This window comes from Undibacterium sp. TJN19 (assembly GCF_049339485.1).
GTDB lineage: Bacteria > Pseudomonadota > Gammaproteobacteria > Burkholderiales > Burkholderiaceae_D > Undibacterium.
Genome location: NZ_JBMPPL010000014.1, coordinates 102,565 through 125,592, shown reverse-complemented (window position 1 = coordinate 125,592; position 23,028 = coordinate 102,565). Strand labels below are relative to the sequence as shown.

Sequence of the window (23,028 nt, the reverse complement as noted above, 5' to 3'; positions counted from 1 at the left end):
GGCTCAGCCACGGGCAGGGAACAAACCCTGCGGCTTATAAAAAAGCACTGCCGCCATCAAGACATAGATCAGCATGGATGCCAGTGCCGGCCCAAGATTGGCGGCAAATTCACCCGGCATTAGCATCTTCAATGCGTCTGGCAACAAAGTCTTGCTCAGCGTGTCAACCAGGCCCAACAGCAGTGCGCCCACCAGGGCACCACGGATAGAGCCTATGCCACCAATGACAATCACCACAAAAGCCAGTATCAATATGCTTTCTCCCATGCCTACCTGTACCGCGAGGATAGAGCCCAGCAAGGCTCCTGCAATTGCACACAGGGCTGCGCCAAAGGCAAACAGCAGCGTGAACACAAGTTTGATATTCACCCCCATGGTCACCGCCATCTCCCTGTTGGAAGCGCCAGCGCGTACCAGCATTCCCAAACGTGTTCTGGTGACGATCAGATATAACAAACCGGCAATTGCAAAGCCGGTTGCGATAATAAATAACCTGAAGGACGAGTAAAAGAAATTGGGAAGTAATTCTACGGGCTGCGCCAGTTGCGGCGGTACGTTCAGCATCAAGGGTTGCGCACCCCAGATCATGCGCGCAGCTTCATTGAAGATCAGCATCAATGCAAAGGTGGCAAGGACATGCGACAAGTGGTCACGCTGATATAAGCGTCTGAAAATGACAATTTCCAAAATGACGCCTAATGCTGCCGTAGCGATGACAGCACCAGTTAATCCCAGCCAGAAAGAGCCACTCAGGCTGGTGAAGGTGGCTGCGAAATAAGCGCCTGCCATATACAGAGAACCATGCGCGAGATTGATGAAGTCCATAATCCCGAAAATCAGCGTCAGGCCCGCCGCCAGCAGAAATAGCATCAGCCCGAATTGCAGGCCGTTGAGCAGGTGTTCAAACAAAAGCGTGATATCCATTACCTGGTTCCTGATGATGGTGCTTTGATGAAATTACTTTAGGTCTAAAATATACTATAAGTGCAGGAAGTAACGCGATTTTCTTAAGAAGAAATTGCTGATATGCGACAAAAAAACACTTTACCAAAAAATAGTTTAGGTTTAAAGTAGTTTTCATTTGAAACGGATACCACCTCATTTGTATTCAGTGATTTACAGCAAGTTCAGTAATTTCCAGCAATCTCAGTAATCTCAGCAATATTGGGCATCGCCCAGCCTTTGACCGGAGAAGAAATGACCACAACTGTCCGACCAGGATCTGCCCATCTGGATACATTTGCCCACGATCACCTGCCGCCGCGTGAGCTTTGGCCTGAACTGGTTTTTTCTTTGCCTGAATTGCAATATCCTGAACGGCTGAATGTCGTCGTTGAATTGCTCGACAAAATGTGTGAACAAGGTTTTTCAGAAAAAATTGCCATACGCAATCATGCTGAGAAATGGACTTATGCGTATTTGCGCGATACGGTTAACCGTATTTGCCATGTCCTGCAAGAAGACATGCAACTGCTGCCAGGCAACCGCGTGCTTTTGCGTGGTGCCAATAACCCCATGATGGCTGCCAGTGTATTGGCGACAATCAAGGCAGGCTGTGTTGCCGTACCTACCATGCCCTTGTTGCGCGCCAAAGAACTCGGTGTTATCGCCAACAAGGCAGAAATTGCCGCTGCCTTATGTTCGTATAATTTGCGTGAAGAGATGGAGCTGGCGGCTCAGGCAAATCCGGTTTTGAAACAAATCGTCTATTTCAATCATGATGGACCAGAAAGCCTGGAAGCACGCATCATAAAAAAACCCGCCACGTTCGATGTTGTTGATACCTCGGCGGAAGATGTCTGCCTGATCAGTTTTACCTCCGGCACTACAGGCGTGCCCAAGGGCACCATGCATTTTCATAGGGATGTATTGGCAATTTGCGACTGTTTCCCCCGTTCTACACTGCAATCCGATCCGGATGATATTTTCATCGGCACCCCACCGCTGGCGTTCACTTTCGGCCTTGGCGGCCTGCTCCTGTTTCCCTTGCGCGTAGGTGCAACGGCAATCCTGCTGGAAAAACTGACACCAGAAACTTTATTGAAAGCGATTGACGATTTTGGTGCAACGGTTTGTTTTACGGCACCGACTTTTTACCGGCAAATGGCCATGCTGGCTAAAGATTTTGACTTGTCCAGTTTAAAGAAAACTGTTTCTGCTGGTGAGGCCTTGCCTGCGTCAACCCGCGAAGCATGGCGACAAGCCAGCGGCCTGGTGATGATAGACGGCATAGGTGCAACCGAAATGTTGCATATCTTTATTTCTGCCGAGGGCAATGATGTGCGGCCAGGTGCGACAGGCAAGCCGATACCTGGCTATCAAGCCTGTGTGCTCGATGAAAATGGCAATATTGCTGCACCCGGCGTGGTGGGGCGGCTGGCCGTCAAAGGCCCGACAGGCTGCCGTTACCTCGCAGATGAACGTCAAAAGAATTATGTCTACAAGGGCTGGAACCTGACCGGTGATGCCTATGAAATGGATGCAGATGGTTATTTCTGGTACCGCGCCCGTACCGACGACATGATTATTTCAGCTGGCTACAATATTGCCGGCCCGGAAGTGGAAGAGGCCATACTCAAGCACGAAGCTGTTGCCGAATGTGCGGTGATCGGTTTGGCCGACGAAGAGCGAGGGCAAATCGTCAAAGCCTATATCGTTTTGAAACCGGAGGTGGAGGCGACGGCTTTGCTGGTCAAGGACATCCAGGGTTTCGTCAAGAGCAGTATCGCCCCCTATAAATACCCGCGCGCCATAGAGTTCTTGAAGAGTTTGCCAAGAACCGAAACGGGCAAGTTGCAACGCTACAAGCTGCGTGAAGTTGCCTGATTTGCTGATTGACCTTTGCTCACCCGTGTACTTGTCCAACACCACCCACCACTGAAGGAGATGTCCGTGAAAAAGACCTTGCTGTGTTTACTGTTGTCCGGTATGGCTGCAACGCATGCATTTGCTGCCGACAAAGTCAAAGTAGGGATGGTGACGACTTTGTCGGGTGCCGGTGCTGGGCTTGGTGTAGATATTCGTGATGGTTTTTCGCTGGCGCTCAAGCATCTTGATAATAAATTTGGTGGTCTGCCTGTTGAAGTCATCAGTGGTGATGACCAGCAAAACCCTGATGCGACCAAACAGCTGGTCGATAAACTGATCAAGAAAGACAAGGTCGATTTCATGACCGGGATTGTGTTTTCCAACTTGATGCTGGCAGTTGGCCCCAGCATCTTCAGCGCCAAAGTTCACTACATCAGCGCCAATGCCGGGCCTTCGCAATATGCGGGTGAACAATGTAACCCTTACTTCTTCAATGTGGCCTGGCAAAACGACAGTCTGCATGAAGCCGTAGGCAAACAGGTCAATGACAAAGGGTTTAAAAATGTCGCACTGGTGGCACCGAATTATCCTGCTGGCAAAGATGCGCTGACCGGTTTCAAGCGCTATTACAAAGGCAAAGTGGCTGACGAAATTTATACCAAGCTTGGTCAGCTGGATTATGCCACTGAACTGGCGCAAATCCGTAGCCTGAAGCCGGATGCCGTGTACATCTTCCTGCCGGGTGGCATGGGTATCAATTTCATTAAACAGTTTGTGGATGCAGGTTTGTCCAAAAATGTCCAACTGTTCGGGCCGGGTTTTTCCGCTGATGAAGACATCATCAAGGCGGTAGGCGCACCTATGCTGGGCATGTTCAATGCGTCGCAGTGGGGACATGATATGGATAATCCACAAAACAAGCGCTTTGTCGCTGATTTCCAGAAGGAATATGGCCGCCTGCCGTCCCTGTATGCATCGCAGGGCTACGATGCGGCGATGTTGATGGATAGCGCAGTGCGCGGCGTAAAAGGGAAAATCGAAGACAAGGACGCATTGGGCAAGGCCATCAAGGCTGCCAATTTCAAATCTGTACGTGGCGACTTCCGCTTCAATACCAATCATTATCCAGTGCAGAATTATTATGCGCGCATTATCAGCAAGGATGCGCAAGGGCGCGTGACCAATAAAACCCTGGGCGCGGTATTCAGCAATCATCATGATGCCTATGTCGGCGCTTGCAAGATGCAGTAAAACCGTTTTAACCAGAAGGGTTCGTTGTGTACCCTTCGATGTTGACTCTTCAAATTTCAAGGCAATTCCATGAACATCGTTTGTATAGGCGGCGGGCCGGCAGGTTTATATTTCAGCCTGCTGATGAAAAAGCAAAATCCGGCACACAATATTTATGTACTGGAACGCAATCGTGCGTATGACACCTTTGGCTGGGGCGTGGTGTTTTCTGACCAGACGCTGGGCAATCTGGTGAATGCAGATGAGCAGACTGCGCGTTCAATTTTGCAGTCCTTTAATCACTGGGACGATATCGATACCCATTTCAAGGGGCATGTTGTTACATCCGGGGGGCACGGTTTTTGCGGTATTGGCCGCAAACGTCTATTGAACATTTTGCAGGAAAGATGTGAAGAGCTGGGTGTCAACCTGGTGTTTGAAACCGATGTAACAGATGACCAGGCTATTGCCTTGCAATACGATGCTGACCTGGTCATTGCCTGTGATGGTTTGAACAGCCGTGTACGAACGCGCTATGAAAGCAGTTACCAGCCTGATATCGATACCCGTAAATGCCGTTTCGTGTGGCTGGGTACGAAAAAACTGTTTTCTGCCTTTACCTTTGCCTTTGAAGAAACAGAACATGGCTGGTTCCAGGCGCATGCTTATCAGTACGATGGTGATACCGCCACCTTTATTGTCGAGACGCCCGAAGAAGTCTGGCTCAAGGCAGGCATAGATAAAATGAGTCAGGAAGAAGCGATCGCTTTCTGTGAAAAACTGTTTGCCAAATACCTCGACGGCAATGCACTGATGTCCAACGCCAGCCACTTGCGCGGTTCTGCCAACTGGATCAGATTTCCACGTATCATTTGCAAGAACTGGGTGCACTGGAATGAACTGGGTAACAAACGTGTGCCAGTGGTACTGATGGGGGATGCTGCCCATACGGCGCATTTTTCTATCGGCTCCGGCACCAAGCTGGCACTGGAAGATGCCATAGAATTGGCGCGCAGTTTTGAAAAGCACGGTGATCAGGGCATGCAGGCCGTCATGGATGCCTATAAGGAATTACGCGCCATTGAGGTCTTGAAAATACAAAGCTCGGCGCGTAATTCCATGGAATGGTTTGAAAACGTCCAGCGTTATACCGCGATGGAAGCTCCGCAATTTGCTTATTCCATGCTGACACGCAGCCAGCGCCTGTCGCATGAAAACCTGCGTGTGCGTGATGCCGCCTATGTCCGCAGTTTTGAGCAATGGATCGCTGAACATGCGTATGCAAAGGCAGGCGTGCCCATGCCATTGACCCAATCAGTGATTCCGCCCATGCTGACGCCTTTCCGTTTGCGGGATGTGGTGTTGAAAAACCGTATCGTGGTTTCGCCGATGGCGCAGTATTCGGCAGTGGATGGTGTCGCCGGTGATTACCATCTGGTACACCTGGGCAGCCGGGCCATGGGCGGTGCAGGGCTGGTGTTTGCCGAGATGACCTGCGTTTCTGCCGATGCGCGTATCACACCAGCTTGCCCGGGTTTGTATCAGCCTGAACATACCCTTGCCTGGAAACGTATTGTTGATTTTGTGCATGCCAATACCGATGCAAAAATCGCCGTGCAGTTAGGGCATGCCGGTGCCAAAGGTTCTACCCGTGCTGCATGGGATGGTATTGACCAGCCTTTGACAGAAGCTAACTGGCCGCTGGTTTCAGCGTCTGAACAAGAATACCTGCCTGGCGTTTCACAACGCTCACATGCTGCCACAGCAGCAGACATGCAGCGCATACAAAGTGATTTCGTCAATGCGACGCTGGCAGCCGATGCCGCAGGGTTCGACTGGCTGGAGCTGCATTGCGCACATGGTTACCTGCTGTCCAGTTTTATTTCTCCATTGACGAACCAGCGTAGCGATGAATATGGCGGCTCGCTCGAAAACCGTTGCCGTTTCCCTTTGCAGGTGTTTGCTGCAATCCGCGCAGTCTGGCCACAACATAAGCCGATTTCAGTGCGCATTTCTGCGCATGACTGGGTTGAAGGAGGCATCACGCCCGATGATGCAGTCGATATTGCCAGACTGTTCAAGGCCGCCGGTGCCGACATGATTGACTGCTCTTCAGGCCAGATCAGCAAGAAGGAGAAGCCTGTCTATGGCCGCATGTTCCAGACGCCGTTTGCTGACCGTATCCGTAATGAAGTACAAATTCCGACCATTGCCGTGGGGGCGATTTATGAAGCTGATCATGCCAATAGCATCATCGCGGCAGGTCGCGCTGATCTATGCGCCATTGCCCGCCCACATCTGGCCAATCCATCATGGACTTTGAATGAAGCGGCGAGGCTGGGCTTTCTTGATATGCCCTGGCCAAAACAATATACCGCTGCCAAGGTACAACTGGAACGTAACCTTGAGCGTGAAAAACAGGTTGCTGCTGCCAGTGCCGGTATGACGCCGCAACAAGTCGCTGCCAAGTTGCTGGAAGGCTAGCCATGATTTTGCATAAGGGAAAATTGCAGGGCAAGCATGCGCTGGTAACGGGTGGAGGTAAAGGCATAGGGCTGGCGATTGCGGCTGCCTTATTGGCTGAGGGCGCAGTGGTGACTGTCGCCGGGCGCAATGAGGGAACGCTTCAAACTGCTGTCGATGAGCTGGCAAGCCTGACTGGTGCTAAAGACCGGGTGCAATATATCGTTGTCGATGTCAGTGACGCCCTGTCCGTCAAACAAGGGTTTGAACGGGCGCAGGCAGATAAAGGTGCGATTGACGTTCTTATCAATAATGCCGGGCAGGCAGCTTCTGCCAGCTTCCTTAAAACCGATGCAGACCTGTGGCAGCAAATGCTGGATGTCAATCTTAACGGCACTTTCCATTGTACGCAGCAAGTCTTGCCCACCATGCTGGCAGCTGGCTGGGGGCGTATCGTCAATGTTGTCAGCACCGCAGGTTTGAAAGGCTACGCATATGTGAGCGCCTATTGTGCTGCCAAGCATGCGGTCATTGGCCTGACGCGATCCCTGGCGCTGGAAGTTGCCAGCAAAGGCGTGACCATCAATGCTGTTTGCCCGGGTTATACAGAAACCGATATCGTCAAGGATGCAGTGGCAAACATCATGGCAAAGACCGGCCGTACAGAAGAACAGGCAAAGGCAGAACTGGCGGCGGGAAACCCGCAAAAGCGCCTGGTGCAGCCACAAGAAGTAGCTGATGCCGTTGCCTGGCTATGTATGGATGGCGCATCTGCCATGAATGGTCAGTCAATTGCTGTCGCCGGTGGCGAAGTCATGTAGTTGAGGCGAAAAATGGAAATGCGAATTGTGAAAGAAGACAGCGTCCAGGTATCGGATATGGAAACCCGCCTGACACAAGACCATCATCAGTCCCTGCGTCTGTGGCTGCGCATGTTGTCGTGTACGGTCATGATAGAAGGTGAAATTCGCAGCCGCCTGCGCAGTGAGTTCGGGATTACCTTGCCACGGTTTGACCTGATGGCACAACTGGAACGCCATCCAGAAGGTTTGCGCATGGGTGAATTATCCAAGCGCATGATGGTAACAGGTGGCAATATCACCGGTATCACCGATCAGCTGGAACAAGAGAAACTGGTCGTGCGCGTGGCGGACCTGAAAGACCGGCGTGCCTATAGCGTCAAGCTGACCGCTGCCGGGCGGCGCGCATTCAAACGCATGGCAACTGTCCACGAAGAATGGATAGCAGAAATGTTTTCTGGCTTGCAGCCGGAACAGAAGGGCAATCTGTTTGACTTGTTGTCGCAAGTAAAAACGCATCTGCACGACCCCGGCAGTGAGCATAAAGAAGATAACCCAGAACATCATTTAGCGCAGGATAACAAATCATGAAATTTCTCCCCGGCCAGCCCCATTCCTTGCCAGGCAATCGCCAGCATCTCGCCGCTTATGAAGCACAACATTTCCATTATGAGGTGGCCGCAGGTGTTGCCACCGTCATCCTGAACCGCCCAGAGCGTAAAAACCCGCTGACCTTTGATTCTTATGCCGAATTGCGTGATCTGTTCCGCACACTGGCGTATGCAGATGATGTCAAGGCCATTGTTATCACTGGCGCTGGCGAGAACTTTTGTTCCGGTGGCGATGTCCATGAAATCATCGGCCCACTGACCAAACTGGACATGCCTGGCTTGTTGAGTTTTACCCGCATGACGGGTGATCTGGTGAAGGCCATGCGTGCCTGCCCGCAACCTGTTGTTGCTGCGATTGATGGTGTGTGTGCTGGTGCTGGTGCGATTTTGGCATTATCTTCTGATATACGCATAGGCACAGCGCGTAGCAAGACGGCTTTCCTGTTCACGCGGGTAGGGCTGGCAGGCTGCGATATGGGAGCCTGTTCCATTTTGCCGCGTATTATTGGTCAGGGCAGGGCATCGGATTTATTGTATTCTGGCCGTTCCATGTCAGGTGAAGAAGCAGAGCGCTGGGGTTTCTTTAACCGCCTTTCCAGTCCAGAAGATGTACTGGCCGATGCGCAGGCGTATGCAAAGAACCTCGCCGATGGCCCGACCTTTGCGCATGGCATGACCAAGAAGATGCTGCAACAGGAATGGAATATGGGTGTCGATGAAGCGATAGAAGCCGAAGCGCAGGCACAGGCGATCTGCATGATGACCAATGATTTTCATCGCGCCTACCATGCTTTTGTTGCCAAACAAAAGCCCGAATTTGAAGGGGATTAAGCATGACGCATGTAATGGCCGATACCAGTTATCTCGACTGGCCTTTTTTTGACGACAAACATCGTCAACTGCAACACCAGCTTGATGCATGGGCTGCGGAAAATATCGCAGAACATCATGCTAAGGATGTCGACAAGACCTGCCGTGACTTGGTCAGGCAACTGGGTGATGCAGGATGGCTAAGCAATGCTGTAGGCGGTACAGCCTATGGTGCTGCAGGCGATCTCATTGACACCAGGGCCATTTGCCTGATACGCGAAACTCTGGCGCGGCATTCTGGCCTGGCTGATTTCGCCTTTGCCATGCAGGGCCTGGGCTCGGGGGCGATCAGTCTGTTTGGTACTGAAGAACAGAAGCAAAAATATTTAAGCAAAGTTGCCCGTGGCGAAGCAATTGCTGCCTTTGCCTTGTCCGAGCCAGATGCCGGTTCTGATGTGGCAGCCATGCAATGCGCGGCAGAACTGACAGCTGATGGTAGTCATTATGTGTTGAACGGTGAAAAGACCTGGATTTCCAATGGCGGCATTGCTGATTTTTATGTGTTGTTTGCCCGTACCGGTGAAGCACCGGGTGCACGTGGTATTACTGCATTGATTGTCGATGCCGCGTTGCCCGGTTTTGAAATTGCAGAAAGAATAGACGTAATTGCGCCACACCCTCTGGCGCGCCTGAAGTTTACAAATTGCCACATCCATGTCGCGCAAAAGCTTGGTGACGCCGGGCAAGGCTTCAAGGTGGCGATGGCGACGCTGGATATTTTTCGCACGTCAGTCGCCGGTGCCGCATTGGGTTTTGCCCGCCGTGCGATGGATGAAGCTTTGCAGCGCGCTACCACACGCAAGATGTTTGGCCAGACCCTGGCCGATTTTCAGTTAACGCAAGCCAAATTTGCACAAATGGCAACAGCGATCGACAGTTCTGCGCTGTTGATCTATCGTGCTGCATGGCAAAGAGACCAGGGCAGAAAAGTGACCAAAGAAGCCGCAATGGCCAAGCTGACTGCCACTGAAAGTGCCCAGCAGGTGATTGATGCCGCTGTACAGATGTTTGGTGGCCTGGGGGTGGTCAGCGAAGTGCCGGTAGAAAGACTGTACCGTGAAATTCGCTCCCTGCGCATCTATGAAGGTGCGACCGAGGTGCAGCAATTGATCATAGGCAGGGAGCTTTTGAAGGAATATGCTGCTTCATGATATTTACTTCAGAATTACCAATACGTTTTGCACATTGTGATCCGGCGGGTATTGTTTTTTATCCACGTTATTTCGAAATGATCAATGGCGTGGTTGAAGACTGGTGCGCACAGGGCTTGAGCGCCAGTTTTCATGAAATGCATATGCAACGTGGCATCGGTTTGCCTACCGTGCACATAGAAACGGATTTCAGCAAACCGGCCGAACTGGGTGAAATATTACTGGCAGAGTTAAGTGTTGTTAAACTTGGCGGTGCTTCGGTAGAAATACAGATACTGATCCTTGGGCCGCAACGGGATATGCGCGTCAAGGCCAGGCTGGTACTGGTGATGATGGACCTGAAATTGCGCAAGGCGATGGCAATACCGGAAATATTGCGCGTGGCGATGGCAAAATATAGTGATGTGCCAGCTGTGTAATAAAGAATTGCTTGGCCTTTCCTTTTGTTCAAAGGAAGGGAAAATGAATACAAAGGAAAGGGTAATCCATGGATATTTTGCAACCTCAGGGCTGGGCGAGGCCGCGTGGCTATTCGAATGGCATTGCCGCCAGCGGGCGCACCGTTTGCGTCAGTGGAACCGTAGGCTGGGATGCGCAGGGTATTTTTCATACGGATGACTTTGCCGGGCAAGTCAGGCAGGCATTGCAAAATATCGTGGAAGTGCTGGCCGAGGCCGATGCAAAGCCGGAACATATCGTCCGCATGACCTGGTATGTGACGGACAAGAAAGAATATGTTGCCGCCTATAAGGAAATTGGCGAAGCCTACCGTGACCTCATCGGCAAGCATTACCCGACCATGACCGCGGTACAGGTTGCAGCACTCATAGAAGACCGTGCAAAAGTAGAAATAGAAGTCACCGCCATCGTGCCGGAGTCTGTATGAGTGAAGACGATGAAACCACTGGCAAGGCCATTACTGTCATCGGCATCGTCGGCGCCGGTGCTATGGGTCGTGGCATTGCGCAGATCACCGCGCAGGCTGGCATTCCGGTCTGTTTGTTTGATGTGCAGCCAGAAGCAGCTGAAAAAGCCAGGCAACTGATTGCCGAGCAATGGCAAAAACTGGTCAATAAAGACAAACTCAGTGAAGAACAATGCCAGGAGGCGCTGGAATGCCTGCAGGTCATTGATACTTTGGAAGAACTCGCAGATTGTGACCTGGTGGTAGAGGCCATTGTGGAAAAGCTGGAAGTCAAGAGAGCATTGTTCCAGCAACTTGACCATATTGTCAGTGACGATTGCATTCTGGCGACCAATACCTCATCTCTGTCAGTCACGGCAATTGCTGCTGGCAGCAAATTGCCCGAGCGTGTCGCCGGCCTGCATTTTTTCAACCCTGTACCCATGATGAAAGTGGTTGAGGTCATTGATGGCTTGTTGACTAGACCCGAAATCAGCGAGCAGCTGATGGCCTTTACAGTGCGTACCGGACATTTGCCTGTACGTGCCAAGGATACACCAGGCTTCATCGTCAATCATGCCGGGCGTGGTTATGGCACTGAAGCATTGCGCCTGTTGCAGGAAAACGTTGCCGGTTTTCGCCAGATCGACCAGATCATGCGCGAAGCGGCTGGCTTCAGGCTTGGGCCATTTGAATTGCTAGACCTGACCGGACTGGATGTATCACACCCGGTGATGGAGGCGATTTACCACCAGTACTATGAAGAGCCGCGTTACCGTCCTAACGTCATTACAGCCCAGCGCCTGCATGCCGGCGTATTGGGCCGGAAAACAGGACGTGGTTTCTATTCTTATGGCGGTCATGATGCCGATCACAAAGTCGAAGACAGTGTTGCTGCATGGGATGGGCCGGTATGGGTGAGTCTTTCCAACCCTGAAGCGGTTCCCGCCCTGACCGATTTACTGGAACGCTGCGGCGTAACGCCAGAGCAGGGCGAGCGGCCTTCAGATACCGCCCTGTGCATCGTCAGCCCGTTTGGTGAAGATGTCAGTAGCTGCGTTGCCCGTGAAGGCTTGCCGGCGCGACGCACTGTAGGTATTGATGCCTTGCTCGATTGCCAGGGGCATCTGAGCCTGATGATGAGCCCGGCTACCGATGCAGAACTGGCGGAGCAATGCAGGGCCTTATTGCAAACTGGCGGGCAGGGCGTCAGTTTGATACAGGACAGTGCCGGTTTTGTAGTGCAACGGGTATTGGCGACCATCATCAATATCGCTTGCGAGATCGTCCAGCAGGGAATTTGCAGCCCGGCCGACCTTGACCGGGCAGTGGTATTGGGCCTGGCTTACCCTATGGGGCCGCTGGCCTGGGGCGACAAACTCGGCGCTTCGCGTATACTGACGGTTTTGCGGAATTTGTTAAGCAGCACTGGCGACCCGCGTTATCGCCCCAGCCCCTGGCTGGTGCGCAGGGCGCAACTGGGTTTGTCACTGACACATATTGCACAGCAAACGTAAAAATATATAAAAATGAAACGCATCATTCAATCAGGAGAATTAGATGGCCAAGGCTGTATTTAGTTGGGAAGATCCCTTGTTATTGTCTTCGCAGTTAAGCGATGAAGAACGCATGGTGCAGGATGCAGCGCGCGTTTATTGTGAAGAAAAACTGACACCGCGTGTACTCGAAGCTTTCCGTCATGAAAAAACAGACCCGGCAATTTTCCGTGAAATGGGTGAGCTGGGCTTGCTGGGTTCCATGATTCCCACGCAATACGGTGGTGCCGGCTTGAACTATGTCTGCTACGGCCTGGTAGCGCGCGAAGTAGAGCGGGTGGATTCCGGTTACCGTTCCATGATGAGTGTGCAGAGTTCGCTGGTCATGGTGCCTATCAATGAATTTGGCAGTGAAGCGCAAAAACAAAAATACCTGCCCAAGCTGGCGACGGGTGAATGGATAGGCTGCTTTGGCCTGACTGAACCGAATCATGGTTCTGATCCTGGCAGCATGGTCACACGTGCCAAGACTGTGCCTGGTGGTTATTCGCTCAGTGGTGCCAAGATGTGGATCACCAATAGTCCTATCGCGGATGTCTTCGTGGTGTGGGCAAAAACCGATGATGGCCGTATCCGTGGCTTTATCCTGGAAAAGGGCTGGAAAGGCCTGTCAGCACCCGCGATTCATGGCAAGGTCGGCTTGCGTGCCTCCATCACAGGCGAAATTGTCATGGATGAAGTATTCGTCCCTGAAGAAAACCTGATGCCGCATGTAGAAGGTCTGAAAGGTCCATTCACTTGCCTGAACTCTGCGCGTTACGGTATTGCCTGGGGTGCGTTAGGTGCGGCAGAATTCTGCTGGCATACGGCACGTCAGTACACGATGGATCGTCAGCAATTTGGCCGCCCGCTGGCTGCCAATCAGTTGATACAGAAAAAACTGGCTGACATGCAGACAGAGATTACGCTGGCACTGCAAGGTTGCCTGCGCCTGGGACGCATGAAAGATGAGGGAACAGCTGCCGTAGAAATCACGTCCATCATGAAGCGTAATTCTTGCGGTAAATCCCTGGATATCGCACGTACCGCGCGCGATATGCTGGGCGGAAACGGCATTTCAGATGAATTCGGTATTGCCCGTCACCTCGTCAATCTGGAAGTGGTGAATACCTATGAAGGTACGCATGATATCCATGCCCTGATACTGGGACGTGCGCAGACTGGTATCGCCGCATTTTAAAAACTGGCAGGGCTGCTGCAATAGCAGCCCTTTCCATCTGGATCCAGCCTGTAGTCTCTACTTTTCTACAAATACAGAAATTGCATGTGTCATGCGGACCAAAGCTGAAAACGCCTTGGCTTTGCGAAATCTCAATACTCCCTGGAAAAAACTTGTGATCATGCTTGCACTGGCAATCATTTTTCACATGCGCTCCCTTGCCCTGACAGCAAAGGAATAGTCTTCCCCATGAATTTCCCTGTTACCAAGCGGTTTTTGACGTGGCTTTCCCGCCCTTTGCTGTTGTTCAGTCTGTTGCTTTCGATTCCCGCATTCTATTTTTTGCTGGATGATGTCAATGAAGGTGTGCGTGTCGCAGGCCGGGCCTTGTATGCAATCGTCGCCTTGCTCATGGCTTTTGACAGTTTTCTGCAATGGCGAAAAAATAAAAAAATCAGCAAAGGCGTAGTGGAAAGCTGCTACTCGATTTATGCATTATTGCTGGCTGTCTTTTCAGTAGTTTGCCTACTGATATCAACTGGAGCACATGGGAATGGTTGTTGCGCCTGAGCCTGTGCACATTCATCGTGCTGCGTATCGCAACCCTGGTGTTGCAAAACATGAAGCCCAGCCACTTGATACAAATGCTGGGTCTGGCTTTGTTGATGTTGAATTCGGCCGGAGCTGGTTTTTACTGGCTTGAGCCAAATGTCCACAGTTATGCAAACGGCGTCTGGCTGGCATTTACCACCATAGCAACCGTGGGCTATGGCGATATTGTTCCCTCTACGCCTGCTTCTAAAATATTTGCGGTGTTTATCGTACTACTTGGTTACGCGATATTTTCCATTGTGACTGCCAATATCGCCGCCCTGTTTGTCGAAGCGGAGGAAGCCGGGTTCGAGCGCGAACTGCATGCCGATATCCGCGCCCTCACGAGGGAAGTTGCTTGCGGGAAGAATTTCGGCGCCGTGACTATTTACCCACGCCATCTGGACAGGATAAACCTTGATAAGCAAATATGAACATCATCGTCGACCTCCTTGCCACCATGCTGTAGTCAGATACTGCCTTACTCAAATGCTGAAAGCCCGCTCGATGATCTGTGCCTGTATTGCCGGACTGGTCTCTGCCGACAAAGTGCCATATACGCGACCGCAGGACGCATCCACACGGCTTTGCAAGAAGGCCAGGGCAATTTCTGCCGGTGCCAATTCTGTCATCAGGAAGGCTTGCGCAGTGATGACCAGTTTTTGTGCGAAGCGGCGTGCACTCATTTCAAGCTGATGGGGATCTGCCTGCAAATCCAGTTGTAATTCTTGTGCCATTTGCCTTATGGCTGGCGCGGGTGATGAGCTGAATTGTTGCAACAAGAGTTGCATGCCCGCAGGATCACGTTCTATCGCTCTTAATACATCAAGGCACATGACATTGCCTGATCCTTCCCAGATCGAATTGACTGGTGCCTCGCGATACAAACGTGCCATTGGTCCGGTTTCGACATAGCCGTTGCCGCCCCAGACTTCCATGCACTCTCCGGAAAACTCCAGTGCCCGCTTGCATACCCAGAATTTGGCAGCAGGTGTCATGATGCGCTTCCATGCGCGTTGCAGGGGGTCGTCTTCCGCATCAAGCGCTGCAGCGAGATGCAGCATCAGCCGTGTGGCGGCTTCACTTTCCAGCGCGAGGTCGGCCAGTACATTGCGCATCAATGCCTGCTCAACAAGTTTTTTGCCGAAGGCATGACGATGGCGGGCATGATGGATCGCCTGTACCAGGGCTTGCCGCATTAAAGCGGCGCTGCCTATGACGCAATCCAGCCGCGTTAGGTTAGCCATTTCTATGATGGTAGGAATGCCCCGGCCTTCTTCGCCAACCAGGATGCCAAAGGCATCCTGAAATTCAACTTCACTGCTGGAATTGGATTTGTTGCCCAGCTTATCTTTCAGCCTTTGCACCAGCACTGCGTTTTTGCTGCCGTCAGGCCGCCAGCGAGGCACGAAAAAGCAAGATAGTCCGGCTTCGGTTTTCGCCAGCACCATGTGGGCATCGCACATTGGTGCAGAGAAAAACCATTTATGACCAGTCAATGTATAGTTCTCACCGCGACCGCCGTGGGCTATCGGCCGGGCAATGGTCGTATTGCTGCGCACATCCGAGCCACCCTGTTTTTCGGTCATGCCCATGCCTATCATGATGGAAGTTTTTTGTGCGATGGGCAGGTCACGCTGGTCATGCTGGCGGGAAAATAACTTGTCCCGGATTTGATCAAATAATCTGGTCTCTTTTTGTAATACAGGGATAGAAGCGAAGGTCATGGTAGCCGGGCATAAAGACCCTGATTCGACTTGTGCCTGTAAAAAATAACCGGCAGCCCTGGCAACATGCGCGCCGTTTTGCGGTGTGCTCCAGGGGCTGGCATGCAGGTCCTGCTTGCGCAACAGACCAAGTAATTCATGCCAGGCCGGATGAAACTCGACCTGGTCTATGCGCTGCCCGTGGCGGTCATGCGTGTGTAGTTCTGGCAATTTGGTATTTGCCAGCGAGGCAAGTTCCAGCACTTCACGGCTACCCAGTTCATTGCCTGATGCAGCCAGCGCCGGGACATGCCACTCTGCCTGATAATGGCTCAAGCTGTCCTTTAGAACTGTATCACTAGTAAAAATATTGTAGTCTTGCAGGCTCGGGACTTGATTGCTGATTTCATGGGTTTGCCATTGCATGCTGGTCTCACTCGAATGAAAATAGGTAAGTGACCAGTGTAGCCTGATGGCGTGTTTCTGGTGTTCGCCTTTCAAAGCCCATCGCAATACACAAATAAGACAAGAAAAAATAAATGACAGAGACAGCCAGCCCATTGAAATTAAGGCGCAAACCTGTGCAGCAGCGCTCGCGCATGACACAGGGAGCAATTCTGGATGCCTTTGTTCGGCTTTTGGTTGAGAAAGGCTATGCTGGTTTGACAATGCGCGATATTGCACTGGTGGCTGGCGTTGGCCTGGGAACCTTGTATGAGTATTTCCCGGGTAAAAAGTCAATTGCGGCCCATTGTATTCATGAGCGTTTCAAGAATATCGGCATACAGATGCGTATCTGGGTAGATGCAAAGCAGGGGCAGCCCTTGCAACAAATGATCGCTTATCTGATAGAGCAGATCATAAAAATGCATGCCGACAAGATGGAAGAACGGTCAGCCCTGATTTTTCTGGAAAGACAAATTTCAAATATGGAAGCCTATAGCAGCCTGTATGGCCAAATCGTGGCCATTTGGGAATCTGCCTTTGAAGCCAGTGCTGACCGTGCCACGTATGTCGGTAAAAGCGCCGAAGTCGTCCATGCTGCCGTATATGGCGTGCTTTATCAGACCCTGATGCTGTCGCCGCAAAGCCTGCTGGAAGCGAAATTTCGCCAGGATATGCAAAACTTGGTGCTTGGATATCTGCAAATCACTGGTCAGTCCGCCTGAATGAGGTAAAATCGCAGGATGTCCTATCAAGTTCTCGCCCGAAAATACCGTCCAAAAAGCTTTGAAACGCTGGTTGGGCAGGAGCACGTGGTTCGTGCCTTATCTCATGCGCTTGAGCAGCAGCGGCTGCATCACGCCTATTTATTCACTGGCACACGCGGTGTCGGCAAGACGACCTTGTCGCGCATACTGGCCAAATCCTTCAACTGCGAGACCGGCATTACTGCCCACCCTTGCGGGGTCTGTGAGGCATGTACGGCAATTGATGCCGGACGTTTCGTTGACTATATAGAAATGGATGCCGCGTCCAATCGTGGCGTTGATGAAATGGCTTCGCTGCTGGAGCAAGCCATTTATGCCCCATCGAATGCGCGCTTTAAAGTCTATATGATAGATGAGGTGCACATGCTGACCAACCACGCTTTCAACGCCATGTTGAAAACGCTGGAAGAACCACCCGAACACGTCAAATTCATATTGGCAACGACTGATCCCCAAAAAATCCCGGTAACGGTTTTGTCGCGCTGCCTGCAATTTAACCTGAAGCAAATGCCGCCAGGGCATATCGTTGGTCATCTGGAAAATATACTCGGGCAAGAGCAGATCGATTTTGAATTGCCAGCCTTGCGTCTGCTGGCTCAGGGCGCGCATGGCTCCATGCGTGATGCCTTGTCATTGACCGATCAGGCAATTGCCTATGCGGCTGGCAAAGTCAGCCTGGAAGCAGTGCAGGGCATGCTGGGCGCGCTCGATCAGTCTTACCTGATTCGCCTGCTGGATGCCCTTGTTGTAAAAGATGGCAAAGCCTTGCTCGATGTTGCAGACGAAATGGCGGCACGCAGCCTGTCCTATAGAGCCGCCTTGCAGGACCTGGGCAGCCTGCTGCACCAGATCGCCGTGGCGCAATTGGTACCAGCGGCGGTTGCCGACGATATCCCTGAGCGCGAACAGGTTTTGCGTCTGGCACAATGTTTTGCCAAAGAAGAAATTCAACTGTTTTACCAGATCGCCGTGCATGGTCGCAATGAACTGGCACTGGCACCCGATGAATATGCTGGCTTCAGCATGACTTTGTTGCGCATGCTGGCGTTCAAGCCAGTCAGTGGTGAGCAGTCAGTGCCGGCAATGACAGGACCCTCTTCAGGTGGGCGTCCTGCAATGTTGCCAACGACACCAGTTGCATCTGCTGCACCAGTTGCCAGTGCCGGACGCTCTGCAAATACGAACAGCAATGCCTCAGCTCCTGCGGCTACTGCAGCTACTGATTCCCAGACACCCGCAGCGCTTACTACGCGTGATACTGCTGCCTTGCCAACTGGTGTTGCAGCTGCGGCGCCTGCATCTGTGGCCCCATCTGCCGCGCCTGCACCTGCACGCATCAGTCCCGCAATGGCAGCGTTAGCGGCCGCCAGGGCTGCTAGTAACAAACCAACCTCAGCGGGGACAAAACCGGCTGCTCCATCTGCTTCGGCCGCGTCGAGTGTGCCACCTGCGGCAGCTTCAGAGCCTGTCATTGAGAAAAAAACGGTAGTTGAAGTTGTACCAGCACCTGCACCTACAATGACTGTGCGTCCTGCCCCAGTGGTCACGTCGGCGCCGGCACCTATTATTGCCGAGCAAGACGCCCAGGCCATGGGCATGGATGACATGCCGCCGCCCTGGGATGAGGAAATGTTTTTTGACGCAGCACCTGCCAAACCGGTAGCAACTGCAAAACCGCCAAGAATGGATGCGCCGGTCACGAGTTCACCCACAAGTGAAACCAATGTAACGGTAGCGGTGGAAAAAGCGCCGGTTGAAGCCGTGAAGATGAAGCACGAACCAGTTGCACCCCTTCTTGCCGACAGACAGGTATCGAGTTCTCCTGTGCCAGAATTGAATTGGGATGGTTTCTGGCCCAATCTGGCAGCAAGCCTGCCTGTACGTGGTGTTTCGCAGCAATTGGCGCAACAAAGTGAACTGGTCAGTTGCAGGCAGGACGGCAATGCCCACGTCTTCCGTTTGCGCGTGCCTTTGTCTACCTTGTTATCAGCAGGCAGTGTAGAAAAACTGTCTGCCGTCTTGTCCGAGCGTTTTGAAAAAAATATCCGCGTCGAGACAGAAATCGGTGCTGTTGAACAAACAGCCAATGCTCAGGCCGTAGCTGAGCGAGAGGTAAGGCAGCAACAGGCTGAAGCATCCATACAGGGTGATTCTTTCGTACAGACATTGATGCGTGAATTTGGCGCAACTATCGTTACAGGCAGTGTCAGGCCGGTCTAGAGAGACGGTATTGAAACTTCTCTGGCTCGTTCTGAACGATTATTACCTCTGACCCCTTAATCCTTATTTGATATCCTTTATTTCTGGAAAAATTTTTATGATGAAAAATCAATTGGCCGGCTTGATGAAACAAGCCCAGGCAATGCAGGACAATATGAAAAAAGCCCAGGACCAACTGGGCCTGGTTGAAGTTGAAGGCCAGGCGGGTGCTGGCCTCGTCAAAGTCGTCATGACTTGCAAAAATGATGTCAAGCGCGTCACGATTGACCCTTCTTTGCTGGGTGATGATAAAGACATGCTGGAAGATCTGGTTGCTGCAGCTTTCAATGACGCCGTACGCAAGGCTGAAGCTACTTCGCAAGAGAAAATGTCTGCATTGACGGCTGGCATGCCTTTGCCACCCGGTTTTAAAATGCCATTCTGAGTGTGAAGAAACTCGGTAGTCTGGAAGCCCTGGCTGAAGCACTGCGCCGTTTACCTGGTGTAGGGCCTAAATCTGCCCAGCGCATGGCTTATCACTTACTACAGCATGACCGGGACGGTGCCGCCATCCTCGGTCAGGCACTGACGCATGCGGTAGAGCGCATACAGCACTGTGCTTCCTGCAATACTTTTACCGAGAGTGAGATTTGCGAAACCTGTCTTGATGAAGTGCGGGACAGGCTTTTGTTGTGTGTCGTCGAGACACCATCTGACCAGATGATGATAGAGCAGACGCTGACTTACAAAGGTCTGTATTTTGTCCTCATGGGAAGGCTTTCGCCGCTGGATGGTATAGGCCCAAAAGACATACACCTGGAAAAATTGATAGCCCGGGCTACTGATGGCATCGTGCAGGAGGTGGTTTTGGCAACCAATTTCACCAACGAAGGCGAAGCCACCGCCCACTATATCAGCGAAAACCTGAAGGCGCGCGGCCTGAAAGTAAGTCGGCTGGCACGTGGCGTGCCGGTTGGTGGTGAACTTGAATATGTCGATGCTGGCACCATTGCCCGTGCCATGCTGGATCGCCGTACGACCTGACTGCCAATGCCATGTTCCTGATCCCTTCCGAGCAAAAAAGCAAATTGCAGCAGCAATGGTCAGACCTGATACAGGAGCTGGCCGGAAGCCAGAAGCAAAGCAAGGAAGTGTGGGCCATCATAGAACGTTACTATTCTGAGCCACACCGCAGCTACCACAATCTTTCCCACATCCAGGCTTTGTTGCGCCATGCAGAGACTGTCAAAGGTCTGGTGCAATATTATCCAGCTCTAGCCTTGTCGATCTGGTTTCATGATCTGGTGTATGACACGCGGGTTAACGACAATGAACGCAAGAGTTCTGCGCTGGCCGCCCAGCTTCTGATGCATCTGGAAATTGACAGCAATATCATCCTCCATGTCCAGCAATGCATACTGGCCACAGCCAGGCATGAGATACCGCAGCGTGGCACGGTTGCCGCTGATCTGCCACTGTTTCTTGATCTGGATATGGCTATCTTCGGGTCTGCACCTGATGTTTACCAGCAATATAGCCGGGCCATGCGCAATGAATACCGCTGGCTGGAAGCACCACTTTACCGTGCAGGCCGCATCAAGGTACTCAAGCGTTTTGCCGAGCGCGAACATCTGTTCTTTCACCCAGCTATGGCAGCGCAATACGATACACAGGCACGCGCCAACCTTGCATGGGAAATCAAAAAACTGACATTCTTTTAAATCATGCAGGCACAAGCAAAGACAAAAACAGCCGGGCCTCTCGCAGGCATCAAGGTTTTGGAGTTGGGTACCCTGATTGCCGGGCCCTTTTGCTCACGCATGCTGGCAGAATTTGGTGCTGAAGTCATCAAGGTGGAAGCGCCAGACGGTGGCGACCCCTTGCGTCAGTGGCGGGTATTGAAAGATGGCACATCCTTATGGTGGAGTGTGCAGGCGCGCAACAAGAAGAGCATTACGCTGAACATGAAACAGCCACAGGCGCGCGAAATAGCCCGGCAGCTTGCGCTTGATGCCGACATCATCATAGAAAATTATCGCCCAGGCGTATTGGAAAAATGGCAGCTTGCCTATGAAGATTTGAAGGCCGTCAACCCCGCAACCATCATGGTGCGTTTGTCTGGTTATGGGCAAACAGGCCCCATGAAAGACTTGCCTGGCTTTGGCGCCATTGGTGAGTCCATGGGGGGCTTGCGTTATGTTTCAGGCCACGCCGACCGGCCACCTGTGCGTGTTGGCATATCCATCGGCGATTCGGTGGCAGCATTGCATGGCGTTATTGGGGCAATGATGGCCTTGCGTCACCGAGATGTCAGTGGTGGTCGGTGGAATGGCAAGCAAGGTGAAGACTGTATCGCCGGGCAGGGTCAGATGGTTGATGTGGCACTGTATGAATCGGTATTCAATTTGATGGAATCCCTGGTGCCAGAGTTTGATCATGCTGGCGTAGTGCGTGAACGCACTGGCGGTGCCTTGCCTGGCATAGTGCCATCCAATACCTATACGACAGGTGATGGTGAGAATATCGTGATTGCCGGCAATGGTGACGCGATTTTTCATCGGTTGATGAAAGCCATACAGCGTGACGACCTGGCAAATGATGCCGGACTGGTACGCAATGATGGCCGTGTTCCGCGTACTGCTGAAATAGATGAAGCGATACAGGCCTGGTGTTCTACGCAGGATATTGAATCAGCCTTGCAAATACTCAAAAATGCCGATGTGCCGGTAGGTAAAATTTATTCAGTACGCGATATGATGTCTGACCCACAATTCCTGGCCAGACAAATGTTCGAACAGCATGCGTTTGAAGATGGAACACCCGTCAAGTTGCCAGCAATTACGCCCAAGATGTCAGAAACGCCAGGGCAGACCCAATGGCTGGGGCCACGCCTGGGCCAGCATAATCATGAAGTCCTTAGCAGCCTGGGTTACAGTGATGCTGATATTGCACAGATGGCAGAAGACAAAATTATCTGAGCACGCTATTGCATGAATGGAATGAACCAAACCTGAGACTATGATGAACCGACAATTTCTTAAGCAATTCCTGATCGCACTGGTCTTGTTTTTATTGGGCTATTTCACTTTTAATCATTAGCAGGCTGAAGCGCCGGCAACAGTTTGTTGCTGTTGCCCGCCTGCTGACTATCCTGGATGCAGTTAGCCCAGTGTTTTCAGGTAATCCCTGATGCCGGCCAACAGCATTTCCACCGACATTGCGGTCAGTATCAAACCCATCAGGCGTTCGAATGCCGTCATGGCGCGTACGCCCAGCACTCTTTGCATGCGTTCGGCACTGAGCAAGACAACCAGCCAGACCACAGCGACAGCAGTGAGTGCTGCCAGATGAACGACCATATCCTGCCGGCTATCCGAAGAAAACAGTAATACTGTCGCCAATGCGGAAGGCCCGGCCAAAGCTGGGATGGCCAGTGGCACGATGAAGGGTTCATGTCCATCTTCCACATCACCGAAAATCCCGCCTTCTTGCGGGAAGACCATGCGCAAGGCAATCAGGAACAGGATGACGCCACCCCCTATGCGTAAAGACACTTCGGAAAGTTGCAAGGCTGTCAGGAAATGCTTGCCGAAAAACATGAATAGCAATAGCAGACCAAAAGCAATCGCACATTCACGTACCACCACGCGCCAGCGCCTTTCCGGTGCAACGTGGGACAGGGCACTCACGAAAATGGGTACGTTGCCGAAAGGGTCAGTCACGAGTATCAGCAATATCAGGGATTGAAAGAAATCTTGGCTCATGGATT

Annotated in this window: 22 protein-coding genes; 19 read left to right on the top strand and 3 right to left on the bottom strand. The window is 52.0% G+C overall.

What is annotated here, in order from left to right:
• Nucleotides 1–3: 3 nt before the first annotated feature.
• Nucleotides 4–924, bottom strand: a complete 921-nt coding sequence (locus ACO0LH_RS26035; protein WP_422944059.1) for a branched-chain amino acid ABC transporter permease — start codon at nt 922–924, stop codon at nt 4–6.
• A 273-nt stretch (nt 925–1,197) separates the two neighbouring features.
• On the opposite strand from ACO0LH_RS26035, the gene ACO0LH_RS26030 reads away from it, so the two are divergent.
• From ACO0LH_RS26030 to ACO0LH_RS25970, 13 genes are all read left to right on the top strand, one after another.
• Nucleotides 1,198–2,826 (top strand): AMP-binding protein, encoded by a 1,629-nt coding sequence (locus ACO0LH_RS26030; protein ID WP_422944058.1) that lies wholly within the window; start codon nt 1,198–1,200, stop codon nt 2,824–2,826.
• A gap of 60 nt (nt 2,827–2,886) precedes the next feature.
• The gene (locus ACO0LH_RS26025; protein ID WP_422944057.1) at nt 2,887–4,059 is read left to right on the top strand and encodes an ABC transporter substrate-binding protein; all 1,173 of its coding nucleotides are present in this window, start codon (nt 2,887–2,889) and stop codon (nt 4,057–4,059) included.
• 69 nt (nt 4,060–4,128) lie between these two features.
• A complete protein-coding gene (locus tag ACO0LH_RS26020; protein ID WP_422944056.1) occupies nt 4,129–6,522 on the top strand; it encodes a bifunctional salicylyl-CoA 5-hydroxylase/oxidoreductase in 2,394 nt (797 codons plus the stop codon).
• A gap of 2 nt (nt 6,523–6,524) precedes the next feature.
• Nucleotides 6,525–7,322 carry an SDR family NAD(P)-dependent oxidoreductase gene (locus ACO0LH_RS26015; RefSeq protein ID WP_422944055.1) on the top strand — a complete coding sequence of 266 codons (798 nt, stop codon included), beginning with the start codon at nt 6,525–6,527 and terminating at the stop codon, nt 7,320–7,322.
• Between the two features lie 12 nt (nt 7,323–7,334).
• Nucleotides 7,335–7,892, top strand: a complete 558-nt coding sequence (locus ACO0LH_RS26010) for a MarR family winged helix-turn-helix transcriptional regulator (protein ID WP_422944054.1) — start codon at nt 7,335–7,337, stop codon at nt 7,890–7,892.
• Nucleotides 7,889–8,743 carry an enoyl-CoA hydratase family protein gene (locus ACO0LH_RS26005; protein WP_422944053.1) on the top strand — a complete coding sequence of 285 codons (855 nt, stop codon included), beginning with the start codon at nt 7,889–7,891 and terminating at the stop codon, nt 8,741–8,743. Before ACO0LH_RS26010 ends, ACO0LH_RS26005 begins: the two co-directional genes overlap by 4 nt.
• Before the next feature lie 14 nt (nt 8,744–8,757).
• A complete protein-coding gene (locus tag ACO0LH_RS26000; protein ID WP_422944090.1) occupies nt 8,758–9,933 on the top strand; it encodes an acyl-CoA dehydrogenase family protein in 1,176 nt (391 codons plus the stop codon).
• Nucleotides 9,930–10,352 carry an acyl-CoA thioesterase gene (locus ACO0LH_RS25995; protein WP_422944052.1) on the top strand — a complete coding sequence of 141 codons (423 nt, stop codon included), beginning with the start codon at nt 9,930–9,932 and terminating at the stop codon, nt 10,350–10,352. The genes ACO0LH_RS26000 and ACO0LH_RS25995 overlap by 4 nt, the downstream gene beginning before the upstream one ends.
• A gap of 68 nt (nt 10,353–10,420) precedes the next feature.
• On the top strand, nt 10,421–10,819 hold the full coding sequence (locus ACO0LH_RS25990) for a RidA family protein (RefSeq protein ID WP_422944051.1): 399 nt from the start codon (nt 10,421–10,423) through the stop codon (nt 10,817–10,819).
• The gene (locus ACO0LH_RS25985; RefSeq protein WP_422944050.1) at nt 10,816–12,354 is read left to right on the top strand and encodes a 3-hydroxyacyl-CoA dehydrogenase; all 1,539 of its coding nucleotides are present in this window, start codon (nt 10,816–10,818) and stop codon (nt 12,352–12,354) included. The genes ACO0LH_RS25990 and ACO0LH_RS25985 overlap by 4 nt, the downstream gene beginning before the upstream one ends.
• Nucleotides 12,355–12,397: 43 nt before the next feature.
• On the top strand, nt 12,398–13,573 hold the full coding sequence (locus ACO0LH_RS25980) for an acyl-CoA dehydrogenase (protein WP_422944049.1): 1,176 nt from the start codon (nt 12,398–12,400) through the stop codon (nt 13,571–13,573).
• A gap of 228 nt (nt 13,574–13,801) precedes the next feature.
• The gene (locus ACO0LH_RS25975) at nt 13,802–14,122 is read left to right on the top strand and encodes a hypothetical protein (protein ID WP_422944047.1); all 321 of its coding nucleotides are present in this window, start codon (nt 13,802–13,804) and stop codon (nt 14,120–14,122) included.
• On the top strand, nt 14,074–14,577 hold the full coding sequence (locus ACO0LH_RS25970; RefSeq protein ID WP_422944046.1) for a potassium channel family protein: 504 nt from the start codon (nt 14,074–14,076) through the stop codon (nt 14,575–14,577). The genes ACO0LH_RS25975 and ACO0LH_RS25970 overlap by 49 nt, the downstream gene beginning before the upstream one ends.
• A gap of 51 nt (nt 14,578–14,628) precedes the next feature.
• On the opposite strand, the gene ACO0LH_RS25965 is transcribed toward ACO0LH_RS25970, so the two are convergent.
• Nucleotides 14,629–16,275 carry an isovaleryl-CoA dehydrogenase gene (locus tag ACO0LH_RS25965; protein WP_422944045.1) on the bottom strand — a complete coding sequence of 549 codons (1,647 nt, stop codon included), beginning with the start codon at nt 16,273–16,275 and terminating at the stop codon, nt 14,629–14,631.
• A 113-nt stretch (nt 16,276–16,388) separates the two neighbouring features.
• Between ACO0LH_RS25965 and ACO0LH_RS25960 the strand changes: the two genes are divergently transcribed.
• From ACO0LH_RS25960 to ACO0LH_RS25935, 6 genes are all read left to right on the top strand, one after another.
• Complete coding sequence (locus ACO0LH_RS25960; protein ID WP_422944044.1) at nt 16,389–17,018, top strand: TetR/AcrR family transcriptional regulator; 630 nt, start codon at nt 16,389–16,391, stop codon at nt 17,016–17,018.
• An 18-nt stretch (nt 17,019–17,036) separates the two neighbouring features.
• Nucleotides 17,037–19,280, top strand: coding sequence for a DNA polymerase III subunit gamma/tau (locus ACO0LH_RS25955; RefSeq protein ID WP_422944043.1), 2,244 nt, complete (start codon nt 17,037–17,039; stop codon nt 19,278–19,280).
• 97 nt (nt 19,281–19,377) lie between these two features.
• Complete coding sequence (locus ACO0LH_RS25950; RefSeq protein ID WP_110253135.1) at nt 19,378–19,704, top strand: YbaB/EbfC family nucleoid-associated protein; 327 nt, start codon at nt 19,378–19,380, stop codon at nt 19,702–19,704.
• 2 nt (nt 19,705–19,706) lie between these two features.
• Nucleotides 19,707–20,303 (top strand): recombination mediator RecR, encoded by a 597-nt coding sequence (gene recR / locus ACO0LH_RS25945; RefSeq protein WP_422944042.1) that lies wholly within the window; start codon nt 19,707–19,709, stop codon nt 20,301–20,303.
• 11 nt (nt 20,304–20,314) lie between these two features.
• Nucleotides 20,315–20,980 carry a hypothetical protein gene (locus ACO0LH_RS25940; protein WP_422944041.1) on the top strand — a complete coding sequence of 222 codons (666 nt, stop codon included), beginning with the start codon at nt 20,315–20,317 and terminating at the stop codon, nt 20,978–20,980.
• A gap of 3 nt (nt 20,981–20,983) precedes the next feature.
• Nucleotides 20,984–22,237, top strand: a complete 1,254-nt coding sequence (locus tag ACO0LH_RS25935) for a CaiB/BaiF CoA transferase family protein (protein WP_422944040.1) — start codon at nt 20,984–20,986, stop codon at nt 22,235–22,237.
• A 183-nt stretch (nt 22,238–22,420) separates the two neighbouring features.
• Here ACO0LH_RS25935 and ACO0LH_RS25930 read toward each other — a convergent pair whose 3' ends face one another.
• Complete coding sequence (locus ACO0LH_RS25930) at nt 22,421–23,023, bottom strand: MarC family protein (RefSeq protein ID WP_422944039.1); 603 nt, start codon at nt 23,021–23,023, stop codon at nt 22,421–22,423.
• Nucleotides 23,024–23,028: the final 5 nt, after the last annotated feature.

What these genes read in the sequence shown, in the direction of transcription:
- ACO0LH_RS25980 (WP_422944049.1), top strand. Translation starts at nt 12,398, where the DNA reads ATGGCCAAGGCTGTATTTAGTTGGGAAGATCCCTTGTTATTGTCTTCG.
- ACO0LH_RS26010 (WP_422944054.1), top strand. Translation starts at nt 7,335, where the DNA reads ATGGAAATGCGAATTGTGAAAGAAGACAGCGTCCAGGTATCGGATATG.
- ACO0LH_RS25950 (WP_110253135.1), top strand. Translation starts at nt 19,378, where the DNA reads ATGATGAAAAATCAATTGGCCGGCTTGATGAAACAAGCCCAGGCAATG.
- ACO0LH_RS25930 (WP_422944039.1), bottom strand. Translation starts at nt 23,023, where the DNA reads ATGAGCCAAGATTTCTTTCAATCCCTGATATTGCTGATACTCGTGACT.
- ACO0LH_RS25935 (WP_422944040.1), top strand. Translation starts at nt 20,984, where the DNA reads ATGCAGGCACAAGCAAAGACAAAAACAGCCGGGCCTCTCGCAGGCATC.
- ACO0LH_RS25965 (WP_422944045.1), bottom strand. Translation starts at nt 16,275, where the DNA reads ATGCAATGGCAAACCCATGAAATCAGCAATCAAGTCCCGAGCCTGCAA.
- ACO0LH_RS26000 (WP_422944090.1), top strand. Translation starts at nt 8,758, where the DNA reads ATGGCCGATACCAGTTATCTCGACTGGCCTTTTTTTGACGACAAACAT.
- ACO0LH_RS25940 (WP_422944041.1), top strand. Translation starts at nt 20,315, where the DNA reads ATGTTCCTGATCCCTTCCGAGCAAAAAAGCAAATTGCAGCAGCAATGG.
- ACO0LH_RS25995 (WP_422944052.1), top strand. Translation starts at nt 9,930, where the DNA reads ATGATATTTACTTCAGAATTACCAATACGTTTTGCACATTGTGATCCG.
- ACO0LH_RS26005 (WP_422944053.1), top strand. Translation starts at nt 7,889, where the DNA reads ATGAAATTTCTCCCCGGCCAGCCCCATTCCTTGCCAGGCAATCGCCAG.
- ACO0LH_RS26015 (WP_422944055.1), top strand. Translation starts at nt 6,525, where the DNA reads ATGATTTTGCATAAGGGAAAATTGCAGGGCAAGCATGCGCTGGTAACG.
- ACO0LH_RS26030 (WP_422944058.1), top strand. Translation starts at nt 1,198, where the DNA reads ATGACCACAACTGTCCGACCAGGATCTGCCCATCTGGATACATTTGCC.
- ACO0LH_RS25990 (WP_422944051.1), top strand. Translation starts at nt 10,421, where the DNA reads ATGGATATTTTGCAACCTCAGGGCTGGGCGAGGCCGCGTGGCTATTCG.
- ACO0LH_RS26020 (WP_422944056.1), top strand. Translation starts at nt 4,129, where the DNA reads ATGAACATCGTTTGTATAGGCGGCGGGCCGGCAGGTTTATATTTCAGC.
- ACO0LH_RS26035 (WP_422944059.1), bottom strand. Translation starts at nt 924, where the DNA reads ATGGATATCACGCTTTTGTTTGAACACCTGCTCAACGGCCTGCAATTC.
- ACO0LH_RS25985 (WP_422944050.1), top strand. Translation starts at nt 10,816, where the DNA reads ATGAGTGAAGACGATGAAACCACTGGCAAGGCCATTACTGTCATCGGC.
- ACO0LH_RS25955 (WP_422944043.1), top strand. Translation starts at nt 17,037, where the DNA reads ATGTCCTATCAAGTTCTCGCCCGAAAATACCGTCCAAAAAGCTTTGAA.
- ACO0LH_RS26025 (WP_422944057.1), top strand. Translation starts at nt 2,887, where the DNA reads ATGTCCGTGAAAAAGACCTTGCTGTGTTTACTGTTGTCCGGTATGGCT.
- ACO0LH_RS25975 (WP_422944047.1), top strand. Translation starts at nt 13,802, where the DNA reads ATGAATTTCCCTGTTACCAAGCGGTTTTTGACGTGGCTTTCCCGCCCT.
- ACO0LH_RS25960 (WP_422944044.1), top strand. Translation starts at nt 16,389, where the DNA reads ATGACAGAGACAGCCAGCCCATTGAAATTAAGGCGCAAACCTGTGCAG.